This window comes from Weizmannia agrestimuris (assembly GCF_943193165.1).
Taxonomy (GTDB): domain Bacteria; phylum Bacillota; class Bacilli; order Bacillales; family Bacillaceae_C; genus Weizmannia; species Weizmannia faecalis.
The window spans coordinates 1-11,568 of the sequence record NZ_CALPDC010000065.1; the positions used below are offsets into that span (position 1 = coordinate 1).

Consider the following 11,568-nt stretch of genomic DNA (forward strand, 5'->3'; position numbering starts at 1 on the left):
TATTGTTGTTGAAAACAGTGTTGCCAAGAGTTGATAAAATGACTCCTTCTTTTTACACAATTATACGGACTTAATCCATAGACGGACTCTATGTGAAGAAAGGCCTCCGTTTTTGCGTGCTTTCTTAACGTAGACGCGCCCTATGTGAAGGAAGGCCTTCAATTTCCCACGCTTCCTTAACCTAGGGCTTGCTGAATAACCAAAATTCCTAGATTCGGAAAAATTTAATGCAAGGTGCAAGGGTTTTAGAAAAATCCAGAGAAAAGCTTACGCTTGAAAGCTGATTCAATGTATAGAGAAGAAAGAATCGCATTTTCAAAGATGGATTCTTCTATATTTTAAGACAGAGCTTGCTGACAAATTGGGTACAAACTCAGAATCGGATTCGTTCAGCAAGCCCTAATTAGACATTTCACCGATCCGGGCTTCCGGACCGCAACGTGCGCTTTTATCTGTTCTGCACAAGGGAGCGAACGGTGCACAAGGTATTCAGGGACCGCCCTCCTTTATCTGTTCCGCACCCCGTCCATCACAAACCGGACAACGGATTCAATCTCAGCCTCTTCATCCTGGGATCCGTTCAGCCCGAAGACAAACTTAAAAATAAATGTGCCGCCGATTGAAAAAAAGATATGCCTTGCCATGGTTTCAGCGGGCTGGTCTGAAAGCTCCCCGCGTTCCTGGAAAGTGCGGATCACCTGCACCAGCCGGGAACCGATATTTTCCGCAAAATACGGTATCAGTTCATGGCGGATTTCTTCATTATAAAAAAACTCTTTTACGATGATTTGAAAAATCTCCTTGTTCTGTTTTAAAAAAAGAAGTCGGTCCCGGAGCAGGTTCCGCAAAAAGTCCTCAAAACGGAGGTCATGGTTTGACAGCAGTTTTTGAAAAAGCTCTTCCGCCATCAAAGGAATCGAATCTTTTAAAAACGGGACGATCAGCGAAACGAGCAAATGGTCTTTCGTGCCGAAGTGCCGAAAAATCGTCCCTTCTGCAACGCCGGCCGCTTTTGCGATTTCGCTTGTCGGCGTATTGCCATATCCTTTCTCTGCGAACAGAGAAATTGCTGCCTCCATGATTTTTTGTTTTTTATCCGTCAGCTTTACGTCCGTCTTCGTTTGTTCCTTCATTGCTTCCAGAAGATTATATTTTAGCAAATTTTCTCCCCCCTTACAGCGCACGGTAACGCCGTAATGCGACAATATTAAGCAGAATAAAAATCACTGCAAAAACAACAAGTGCCGTTAAGTCTTTCCATACATCCCCAAGGCCCATGCCTTCATACATAACCCGCTTTAAGGCATCGGCACCGTAATAAATTGGCATCACTTTTGCAAGTGCCTGCAGCCAGACGGCCATCCCTTTTAACGGAATGATGCCGGAGAAAAAGATCTGCGGCACCACAACAAGCGGAATAAACTGTACCATTTGAAACTCTGAAGCCGCAAAAGACGATAATAAAATCCCGAGAGACAGTGCCACAAGCGCGAGCATCAAATTAACGAGCAAGACATTCCAGAGTGAACCGGCAAGCACCATATCCAGCACGTTCACCGCGTAAAACACGACAATCACGGTCTGGATGACAGCAAAAATGCCGAAACCCACCAAATAAGCAGCCACAATTTCGCCCCGCTTGACCGGTGTTGCCATCAGGCGGTCGAGCGTGCCAGATGTCCGTTCTTTTAAAAGTCCGATGCCGGAGATTAAAAATACGAAAAAGAAAACGAAGAAACCAACCAAAATTGGGCTCAGCACATCAAAAAATACTGTATGGCTGCTGCCGTATACATATTTTGCCGATACATCCGGTTTAGAAAAGGCCACTTTGACCGGCGCCTGCAACTCTTGTTTCGTTTTTTCCGCCTGTTCTTCCAGCTGCTGCACTTTCCCAAAGGCCGGTGACTGCGTGGGAACCTGTTTCATCAATATATGCTGTGCCTCATTTTGCAAGGCAATGATTTTCTGCACGCCTTGGAGCGTCTTTGCCTGTGCTTCGATTTGTTTGGCCAGCTGCTGCCCGGATTCCGCCGCGATTGCCTGCTTTACTTTCATCTGCAGCGATTTGGCAGTAGACGGATCATTGTTTTGCAAAGTGAGGACGTACGCTCCGCCTTTTTTCACAAGCAGCCCGTCAAGATTTCCATCCAGCACGGTTTGCTCCGGATCTTTTACCGTTTCATAGTGTTTGATTTTCATATCCGCTTTATCCAACACTTTTACAAGGCTTGCGTCCACATGGCTGATCCCGAGTTTCGGGCTGGTTGAGCTGCCGTTAAAGAAAAAGTACATGAGCGTCAAAATCAATAGCGGCGCGAGAAACAACAGCGCCAATGTGCGTTTGTCCCTCAGCATTTCCAACAGAATTCTTTTGATGAGTGCGGCTGTCCTCATTGCACGGCCCTCCCCGCTTTCAAAAACACTTCATTCAAGTCGGCTGCTTCATACATTGCTTTCAACTCGCCCGGTGAGCCGTGCGCCAAAATTTTTCCTTCCCGGATCATGGCGACCGTATCGCATTTTTCCGCTTCGTCCATCACATGCGTCGTGACGATCATCGTTTTGCCTTCTTCATTTTTGAGGCGGAGCAGTTCATCCCAGATACTCGCCCTTAATTCCGGGTCAATGCCGACAGTCGGTTCGTCCAGAATGAGCAATTCCGGATCCTGGATAAGCGCAATCGCAAGCGACAGCCGCCGTTTCATCCCGCCGGAATAGGCAGACACTTTTTTATTAAGGTCATCCTGCAAATGGACAAGGCCCGCCGCGTAGGCAATCCGCTCATGCCGTTCCGCTTTTCCCATTTTATAAAGCGATGCGAAAAATTTCAGGTTTTCCTTCCCGGTCAGCTGCATATACAATGCATCTGACTGCGCCATATAGCCGATATGCTGTAAAACTTCAAGATCCGGCATTTTTTCTCCCAGCACATGGACCGTGCCGGCATCCGTTTTTTCCATCCCGACCATCATTTTGACCAAAGTGGTTTTCCCTGCCCCCGACGGCCCGATCAAACCGTAAATCCGGCCCTTTTCGATTTTCAAACGGATATCGTTTAACACAGGCTTTTTCCCGAACTGCTTGCTTATATGTTCCATCACAACCGCAGCTTCCATCCCTGGGCCTCCCTCTTTTTAGAAAAGTGAGTAATGACTCACTTATTATATTGCCATGATGAAAGTTGACTGTCAATTAAAAAGTGAGTGATCACTTTCGTTTTTCTTTAAACCTGCAAAAATCCGCCCTATTCTCCATTTTTTTGTTTATTATCGAGGTCATTGGGACAATCTTAACATTAGAATATGGGAAACGATTCCACATCCAACATAAAGGAGCGAAAACATGTCAGGACCATCTTTAAGGCGCGCCGACAGCCATTCGTCCATCCATGAAGCGGCTTTAAATGAAGCCCGCGATTTAACGGATTTGCTTGCGCAGCTGCTCGGGAAAAAGATGCACGCGGAGGCGCTGAAAACCGCTTTGATTTTGCTTGAACATTGGGAAACAAGGACGCTCGCGCACGCCCAGGCAGAGGAGGAAGGCCTGTACCCGGAACTGCTTGCCGAAAATGAAAACATGAAAGATAAGCTCACCGCCCTTGCCCGCGACCATGATCTGATGCGGAAACTGGCACAGGCAGTGAAAAAGGATTTGCAGCAGGAAAAGCTGGGCCGGCAAACCGTCCGTCAATTTTATGCATTGATTTGTATCGATGAAATACATAATCACGAAGAAGAAAGCGTACTCCCCCATCATTAAAGAGGTGAAGTCATGAAAGAACAGCAGGAAAAACCGCTGTTTTCCGTCTCCCCGCCACTTTACCATACGTTCATGCAGACATTTGAACTGCATCATATTCATCTGTATGACGCAGATCCGGCGGGCGTCGAAAAGGAAAACGGGATTGAAGTGGTGTTACGCTACGGCGATCGTTTTCAACATGAAACAAGAAAATGCTTCTCCTTCTCCGATATTGAAAACAAAGCGCCGGAAGTGGCGGAATTTTTCAAACAAGCGGCGGAATCATGCAAAGAAGTGCTGATTGCAGATTACTACAAAATGATGAAAAGCTGATAAGGAAAGGTGAAAACATGTTCCAGTTTGAAGACGCAGATTTAATCCAGGACCGCGAAGATTTGATCGCCATCATGCGCATGCGTTTCGGCGATATCCCCCCGGCATTCATTGAAACCATTTATCAATTGGACGATCCGAATACCCTGCAGCGGCTGATTCTGGCGAGCGCCAATGCCCCGGACTTCGAAATTGTGGCAGAAGAACTCCGGGCCGAATCCGGCAGTATCCGGTTAACGGGCGAACGCTTCAATCCATTCGGGAAAGGAAATGACGGCCATGTATAAAGACAACAAGCTGCTTCAGCGGCTGCGACATTTAAAACGCGGAAAACGGATCAACGACGGCTGGACGGAAGAAAGCCCGCGTTCGCGTGATGCAGAAAAATATTACCGCAGGCGTTACGGCTACGACAACATTGTCCGCTCCACGCACGGGATCAACTGCACCGGTTCCTGCAGCTGGCGGATCTACGTGAAAGACGGGATCATCACAGCCGAGACGCAGCACACCGACTATCCGACAACCGGCAGCGACTTCCCGGAATACGAGCCGCGAGGGTGCCCACGGGGAGCGAGTTTTTCCTGGTATACGTACAGCCCGACCCGCGTAAAATTCCCCTATATTCGCCAGGACTTAATCGAACTGTGGCGGGCGGAAAAGGAAAAAGGCCATGACCCTGTCACGGCGTGGGCGAACATTGCCGGAGATGAAGCAAAACGCACCCAGTATGTCAAAGCCAGAGGAAAAGGTGGTTTTGTCCGCACCGATTGGAAAACAGCGTGCGAAATCATCGGTGCTGCCTCGATTTACACGATCAAAACGTACGGTCCCGACCGGATCGCCGGCTTCAGTCCGATCCCGGCGATGTCGATGGTCAGCTATGCGGCCGGCACCCGGTTTTTATCCTTGATCGGCGGTACGATCCTCAGCTTTTACGACTGGTACGCCGACCTCCCGCCCGCTTCCCCGCAAATCTGGGGAGAACAGACGGACGTTCCGGAAAGCGCGGACTGGTATAATGCCAAATACTTTATCATCTGGGGCACAAACCTGCCGCAAACGCGGACGCCGGATGCCCATTTTATGGTGGAATCCCGCTATAATGGGACAAAAATTGTCGGCATCAGCCCGGACTACGCCGAATACGACAAATTTGCGGATATTTGGCTGCCTGCTCGCGCCGGCACGGACGGGGCGCTTGCCCTTGCGATGACGCATGTCATTTTAAAAGAATTTTACATTGACCGCGAAACGCAATATTTTTCCGATTACGCAAAAAAATATACGGATCTCCCCTTTCTCGTTGAAATTGACGAAAAAAACGGGGATGCCCGGTCCGGCCGTTTTCTGCGGGCAACGGATCTCACGGACGGCGAAAAACTCGGCGAATGGAAAACGCTTGTCTGGGACAAGGCGACAAACAGCCCCCAAGTTCCGAACGGCAGCCAGGGCTTCCGCTGGGACGGCAGCAGCAAATGGAATCTCGAGCTGACAAAAGACGACGGCAGTGCCATCGATCCGAAGTTAAGTTTTATCGATGACTATGATGAACCCGTCATGGTTACGTTCCCTTACTTTGCTGATAAAGAAGGCGGCACGATCAAGCGGGCGGTGCCAGCTAAACGGTTAAAGACAAAAGACGGGCAGACGGTGAAGTTTACCACTGTGTTTGATCTTTTCTGCTCGCACCTCGGCGTGGATCGCGGCCTGCCCGGCGATTTCGCGGCGGATTACAATGACGCAAACGCACCATACACCCCGGCCTGGCAGGAAAGCATTACCGGCGTGAAAAAAGCGCACGTCATCCAGGTCGCGCGCGAGTTTGCCGACAATGCCGCCCGCACAAACGGAAAATCAATGATTGCCATGGGCGGCGGGACCAATCACTGGTACCATAGCGACCAAATTTACCGCTGCATTTTAAACCTTGTCATGCTGACGGGATCACAAGGCGTAAACGGCGGCGGCTGGGCCCATTATGTCGGGCAGGAAAAAGTGCGCCCGCTCGAAGGCTGGCAGCAAATCGCCTTTGCCAATGACTGGACAAAACCGCAACGCTTCCAAAACGGTACATCCTTTTTCTACTTTGTAACCGACCAGTACCGGTATGAAGCGCGCATCAACGACAACCAGGAAGGCTGGGGCGGCCGTTTTAAAAACATGCATCCGGCAGACGTCAATGCCCTTGCAGCAAGGCTTGGCTGGCTCCCTTCTTTCCCGCAGTTTACAAAAAATTCGCTTGACCTTGTCAAAGAAGCCCGCGAAAACGGCGCAAAAGACGACCAGGAAGTCATCCAATATGTGGTGGAGCAGTTAAAGCAGGAAAAACTCGAATGGGCAATTGAAAACCCAGATGATCCGTGCAATTTTCCAAGGGTATTTTTCAACTGGCGCTCGAATCTTTTGGGTGACAGTGGAAAAGGCCATGAATATTTCGTCAAACATTTTATTGGCGGTGACGATGCCGTAATGACCGATACGGCCAACTCGTGGCAGCCGGAAACGATTAAAACAGAGGGTGAGCCGCCGCGCGGAAAAGCCGACTTGTTTGTCAGCATGGATTTTCGGATGACCAGTTCCGGCCTGTTTTCGGATATTGTTTTGCCGGCTGCCACATGGTATGAGAAATTTGACCTCTCAAGCACCGATATGCACCCGTTCGTCCACCCGTTTAACGCGGCGATCTCCCCGCCGTGGGAATCGAAAAGCGACTGGGAAGCGTTTAAAGAGATCGGAAGAACATTTTCGGAACTCGCAAAAGAGCATTTGCCGGCGTGCGAAGACCTTGTCATGACGCCGCTCGGCAAAGACACACCGAATGAAATCGGCCAGCCGTTCGGAGAAGTGAAAGACTGGCGCAAAGGCGAAGTCGAAGCGGTGCCGGGAAAAACGATGCCGAACTTCGTCATTGTCGAGCGCGACTACCCGAACGTTTTTCAAAAAATGACCACCCTCGGCCCGAACATTCAAAACGGATACGGCAGCAAAGGCATTCAGATACCCGGTGAAGGCGTTTATAAAGATTTGCTTTCCCGCCTTGGAAAATCGCGGCGGGAAGGGGTTGGAAAAGGGCTCCCGGATTTATCGTCCGATAAGCAGGCAATTGAAGCAATTCTCTTTATGTCCGGCGCCACCAACGGAAAACGAGCGGTTGAAGATCGGTGGCATTGATATTGCCAAAGGAAAGCTTACCGTTTACACCGCTGCAGCTGGCATAAACCCCATGCGTGTGATTCCTGTCATTCTGGATACCGGAACGGACCGCGAAGATCTTTTAAAAGATCCGTTTTATATCGGCTGCCGCCATCCGAGGGTACGAGGCGAAACATACGACCGCTTTATTGAAAAGTACGTTCAAACGGCGCACAAGTTATTCCCGGACGCTTTGCTACACTGGGAAGATTTTGCCCAGCCGCATGCTCGCCCGATTCTCGAAAAATACCGCAATGATTACTGTACCTTTAATGATGATATTCAGGGGACAGGTGCAATCTTACTTGCTGCCGTTTTATCGGCTGTAAAAGCTTCAGGTGTGCCGCTTCTGGAGCACCGGATTGTCATTTTTGGTGCAGGGACCGCCGGCATTGGCATCGCTGAACAAATCCGCGATGCAATGGTCAGACAAGGCGCCGATCAGGAAAAAGCCAACCGGCAATTCTGGTGCATTGACCGTCCCGGATTGCTTACGGACCAGACAGAAGGCTTGAAAGATTTTCAAAAACCTTTTGCCCGGGAAGAAAGCGAAGTCAGCGAATGGGCGCGAAATCAGAACGGCGGCATTGACTTTCTCGAAACAGTGCGCCAAGTCCGGCCAACCATTTTAATCGGTTCCTCAACCGTCGGCGGCGCTTTTACAGAAGAAATTGTAAAAGAAATGGCAAAGCATGTGGAAAAACCAGTCATTCTCCCGCTTTCAAACCCGACTTCAAAATCAGAAGCGGTACCGGAAGACTTAATCAAATGGACAGAAGGAAGAGCGCTAGTCGCCACCGGCAGTCCCTTTGAGCCTGTACAGTATAACGGGCAAACCTATGTCATCGGGCAGGCCAACAATTCTTTTATCTTTCCGGGCATCGGACTTGGCGTTATGATTTCAAAAGCGAAGCGGGTCACAGACCATATGCTGGCGAAAGCTGCAGAAGCCGTGGCAGGACAGGTCCATACAGAACAAGCAAGTGCCCCACTCTTGCCACAAGTTGAGGATCTCCGGTCTGTTTCACTCGCCGTTGCCTCGGCTGTCGTCCAAGCCGCGATCGATGACGGGATAGCAAGAGTCCGGCCGAAAAATATCGAAAATGCGGTAAAAGAAGCGATGTGGGAACCCCGGTATCCCGAAATCCATCCCATTTAATCAGTGAACAGCCGACGCCTTCATCACATCCAAAACATGAAGGCACGCTTTTCTTTCCCTTAGGGTCAATCCTCATCAACAAAGGATGAACAGCATGGAAGCACAACGAAAGAATAGAGAGGTCCATTTACGCGCATTGTGTATAACGCTGGCTATAGGGGCAGTGATTTGGTTTATTCCCTCCCCTGTAGATTTGCAGGAAAAAGCCTGGCACTTGTTTGCCATTTTTGTGGCAACCATTGTCGACTTCATTATCAAACCGCTGCCAATGGGCGGTGTTGCCATTCTCTCCATCACAGCCGTTGTGCTGACGGGAACATTGAAACTAGAGGAAGCGTTGAGCGGGTTTCAAAACACGACGATTTGGCTGATCGTGATTGCATTTTTTATTTCACGAGGCTTTATAAAAACGGGGCTTGGCAACAGGATTGCGTATATGTTTGTGAAACTGTTTGGCAGAAAAACGTTAGGATTGTCGTATTCGTTACTTGTTAGTGATTTGATTTTATCACCGGCCATGCCGAGCAACACAGCCCGCGGAGGCGGCATCATTTTTCCAATTGCCCACTCCCTGTCCAGAACATTTGGCTCAGATCCAGAAAACGGGACAGAGAAAAAGGTCGGATCCTTTTTAATGCAGGTCTCCTTCCAGGGTGTCAATATTACTTCGGCAATGTTCATGACGGCAATGGCGGCGAATCCGTTGGCAGCAACACTGGCGCACAATGCTGGCGTAACAATCACATGGACGGATTGGGCGCTTGCTGCGATTGTCCCCGGCCTCGCCAGTTTAATCGTTGTCCCTTATTTTATTTATAAAGTGTATCCTCCGGAAATCAAGGAAACACCGGCAGCATCCGAAATAGCAACGGAAAAATTAAAGGAAATGGGGCCATTAAAAAAATCAGAATGGAGCATGATCATGGTTTTTTTACTGATTTTGGCCCTCTGGATTTTTGGCGGAAAACTCGGCATCGATGCCACCACAACTGCACTGATCGGACTTTCCGTTTTATTGTTAACATCGGTTTTAACGTGGAAGGATGTCAAAAAAGAAGAAGGCGCATGGGATACACTGGTATGGTTTGCATCACTTGTCATGATGGCAACCTTTTTGAACAGTTTGGGCATGATCCCGTGGTTCAGCCATTTGATGGGCACCGCTGTCCATGGATTGCCTTGGATTTGGGCGCTGATTGCTTTAGCCCTCATCTTCTTTTACTCGCATTACTTCTTTGCCAGCAATACCGCCCACGTTAGCGCCATGTACGCAGCATTTTTAGGCGTAGCGATTGCAGCAGGTGCGCCCCCGATGCTGGCCGCCCTGCTTTTAGGATTTATCGGGAACCTGTTCGGCTGCCTGACCCATTACGGCAGCGGACCCGCGCCTGTTTTCTTCGGTTCGGGCTATGTCCCGCAAGATAAATGGTGGCTGCTCGGCTTTAGCGTTTCGGTCATCCATCTGATCATTTGGGGAGGGATCGGTGGGCTTTGGTGGAAAATGCTGGAGATATGGTAAAAACTCCCGGAACTTTATATGCTAGGCTTGTCCTCCAAGGCAACCGAAACTTCCAATATAACGGGCCGTTTCGGTTTGACAAGGAGCAGTCCTTCCTTTGTATTCGGAGTTTCGTTTTTTCAGTTCATGGTTGATGCAAACAAACACCCATATAACAGTGTATCGATGTGGTTCGTCTACGTCGATGGCGAGATCTTTCGCTTCATGGAAAGCGGTTTTTACAAATCCGTTTTCAAGCATCATAGATTCCTTTAACCCCACCATCCAGGAAAGCAAGCAAAGCACGGTAGCCAAAAATGGAAAAAAGAGTGTCTTGAAATACCCGCCATCTAAACCCTGTCGAGAAAAATTTGATACATCCATTTTGTCCAATATATTTTTTTCTCCCAATCAGTAGTGTTATGCTTATGCATAGAGGTTTCTTTTTCATGCATTGGGATATGAAGAAAAAGAATCCCTTAAAAAAACCTTATAAGGAGAGATCAGGATGAACCAACAGCAGTTCGACAAAGTTAAAAATGGAAAAGGTTTTATTGCGGCGCTCGACCAAAGCGGCGGCAGCACACCGAAAGCATTGGCAAACTACGGCGTGCCAGAAGATGCCTATTCAAACGAAGACGAAATGTTTGATCTTATCCACCAAATGCGGACAAGAATCATCACTTCGCCAGCTTTTGACGGCAAATACATCCTCGGCGCCATTTTATTCGAACAAACGATGGACCGCCAGATTGAAGGCTTGTACACTGCGGAATACCTGGCTGAGAAAAAAGGCGTTGTCCCATTTTTAAAAGTGGACAAAGGGCTTGCAAATCTTGAAAACGGTGTTCAACTGATGAAGCCGATCCCGGATCTTGATGCCACACTTCGGCGTGCAAATGAACACCATATTTTCGGGACAAAAATGCGCTCTGTCATTAAGGAAGCCAACCCGGAAGGCATTAAAGCTGTGGTTGACCAACAGTTTGAATTGGCAAAGCAAATCCTCGCGGCAGGCCTCGTTCCGATTATTGAACCGGAAGTAGATATCCATAGTGCAGACAAAGAAAAATGCGAGGAATTGTTGAAGACAGAACTGCTCAACCATCTGAACCAATTGTCGGAAAATGATAATGTGATGCTGAAGCTCACCATTCCGACAGTGCCAAACGTCTACAAGGAATTGGTTGAGCACCCGCGCGTTGTCCGCGTTGTTGCTCTTTCCGGCGGCTATTCCCGCGATGAAGCCAATCAAAAGCTGAAAGAAAACGACGGCATCATCGCAAGCTTTTCGCGTGCTTTAACCGGAGAACTCAACGCCAAACAGACAGATGAAGAATTCAACGCCGCTTTGGATAAAGCAGTAAAATCGATCTATGATGCTTCGGTCAATAAAAACTAACAGAAACCAGCAGGGCGCCCGTAGTCCTGCTGGTTTTATATTAATGCTGTCAGCACTCTTTCCAACCCACATTTCGCACGTCTTAAATAAAATTCATTTTAATTTTTGAATGAACTATATTTAAACATTTTGGTGGGATGATATCTTCTTATTTTTGAGAAATTTTCGATAAAGTTCTTTTCAATTCGACATTCTTTTCATGAATTCCTCCTGTTGTGTGTTATTTGCCTTGGTTTT

At 48.5% G+C, this 11,568-nt stretch carries 9 protein-coding genes and 2 pseudogenes; 7 read left to right on the top strand and 4 right to left on the bottom strand.

What is annotated here, in order from left to right; genetic code table 11:
* Positions 1 to 506 precede the first annotated feature (506 nt).
* From NFR98_RS14840 to NFR98_RS14850, 3 genes are read right to left on the bottom strand one after another with little or no spacing between them, the layout of a single operon-like run.
* Positions 507 to 1,160, bottom strand: coding sequence for a TetR/AcrR family transcriptional regulator (locus tag NFR98_RS14840; protein WP_061565590.1), 654 nt, complete (start codon positions 1,158 to 1,160; stop codon positions 507 to 509).
* A 13-nt stretch (positions 1,161 to 1,173) separates the two neighbouring features.
* A complete protein-coding gene (locus NFR98_RS14845; RefSeq protein ID WP_061577160.1) occupies positions 1,174 to 2,397 on the bottom strand; it encodes an ABC transporter permease in 1,224 nt (407 codons plus the stop codon).
* The gene (locus NFR98_RS14850) at positions 2,394 to 3,119 is read right to left on the bottom strand and encodes an ABC transporter ATP-binding protein (protein ID WP_251460490.1); all 726 of its coding nucleotides are present in this window, start codon (positions 3,117 to 3,119) and stop codon (positions 2,394 to 2,396) included. The genes NFR98_RS14845 and NFR98_RS14850 overlap by 4 nt, the downstream gene beginning before the upstream one ends.
* Positions 3,120 to 3,345: 226 nt before the next feature.
* Here NFR98_RS14850 and NFR98_RS14855 point away from each other — a divergent pair, with 226 nt between their 5' ends.
* The 6 genes and pseudogenes from NFR98_RS14855 to NFR98_RS14880 all read left to right on the top strand — a co-directional run bounded on the left by NFR98_RS14855 (position 3,346) and on the right by NFR98_RS14880 (position 9,950).
* Positions 3,346 to 3,762: a hemerythrin domain-containing protein gene (locus NFR98_RS14855; protein ID WP_014097125.1), complete on the top strand. Its 417-nt coding sequence runs from the start codon at positions 3,346 to 3,348 to the stop codon at positions 3,760 to 3,762.
* A gap of 12 nt (positions 3,763 to 3,774) precedes the next feature.
* A complete protein-coding gene (locus tag NFR98_RS14860; protein WP_035183526.1) occupies positions 3,775 to 4,077 on the top strand; it encodes a hypothetical protein in 303 nt (100 codons plus the stop codon).
* 17 nt (positions 4,078 to 4,094) lie between these two features.
* Positions 4,095 to 4,364, top strand: coding sequence for a hypothetical protein (locus NFR98_RS14865; RefSeq protein ID WP_014097123.1), 270 nt, complete (start codon positions 4,095 to 4,097; stop codon positions 4,362 to 4,364).
* Positions 4,357 to 7,239: pseudogene (locus NFR98_RS14870) on the top strand (nitrate reductase subunit alpha); the annotation flags it as partial. The gene NFR98_RS14865 and the pseudogene NFR98_RS14870, both read left to right, overlap by 8 nt.
* Positions 7,238 to 8,431, top strand: a pseudogene (maeA, locus tag NFR98_RS14875) (oxaloacetate-decarboxylating malate dehydrogenase); the annotation flags it as partial. The pseudogenes NFR98_RS14870 and maeA, both read left to right, overlap by 2 nt.
* A gap of 94 nt (positions 8,432 to 8,525) precedes the next feature.
* Positions 8,526 to 9,950 carry an anion permease gene (locus tag NFR98_RS14880; RefSeq protein ID WP_437184218.1) on the top strand — a complete coding sequence of 475 codons (1,425 nt, stop codon included), beginning with the start codon at positions 8,526 to 8,528 and terminating at the stop codon, positions 9,948 to 9,950.
* 21 nt (positions 9,951 to 9,971) lie between these two features.
* Here the strand turns inward: NFR98_RS14880 and NFR98_RS14885 are convergent, their stop codons facing one another.
* Positions 9,972 to 10,322, bottom strand: coding sequence for a hypothetical protein (locus tag NFR98_RS14885; RefSeq protein WP_251460497.1), 351 nt, complete (start codon positions 10,320 to 10,322; stop codon positions 9,972 to 9,974).
* A 115-nt stretch (positions 10,323 to 10,437) separates the two neighbouring features.
* On the opposite strand from NFR98_RS14885, the gene NFR98_RS14890 reads away from it, so the two are divergent.
* Positions 10,438 to 11,331 carry a fructose bisphosphate aldolase gene (locus NFR98_RS14890; protein ID WP_104851613.1) on the top strand — a complete coding sequence of 298 codons (894 nt, stop codon included), beginning with the start codon at positions 10,438 to 10,440 and terminating at the stop codon, positions 11,329 to 11,331.
* The last annotated feature ends 237 nt before the right edge of the window (positions 11,332 to 11,568 follow it).

Excerpts from the sequence above, each read along its gene's own strand:
- NFR98_RS14880 (WP_437184218.1), top strand. The coding sequence starts at position 8,526 with ATGGAAGCACAACGAAAGAATAGAGAGGTCCATTTACGCGCATTGTGT.
- NFR98_RS14865 (WP_014097123.1), top strand. The coding sequence starts at position 4,095 with ATGTTCCAGTTTGAAGACGCAGATTTAATCCAGGACCGCGAAGATTTG.
- NFR98_RS14860 (WP_035183526.1), top strand. The coding sequence starts at position 3,775 with ATGAAAGAACAGCAGGAAAAACCGCTGTTTTCCGTCTCCCCGCCACTT.
- NFR98_RS14855 (WP_014097125.1), top strand. The coding sequence starts at position 3,346 with ATGTCAGGACCATCTTTAAGGCGCGCCGACAGCCATTCGTCCATCCAT.
- NFR98_RS14845 (WP_061577160.1), bottom strand. The coding sequence starts at position 2,397 with ATGAGGACAGCCGCACTCATCAAAAGAATTCTGTTGGAAATGCTGAGG.
- NFR98_RS14890 (WP_104851613.1), top strand. The coding sequence starts at position 10,438 with ATGAACCAACAGCAGTTCGACAAAGTTAAAAATGGAAAAGGTTTTATT.
- NFR98_RS14850 (WP_251460490.1), bottom strand. The coding sequence starts at position 3,119 with ATGGAAGCTGCGGTTGTGATGGAACATATAAGCAAGCAGTTCGGGAAA.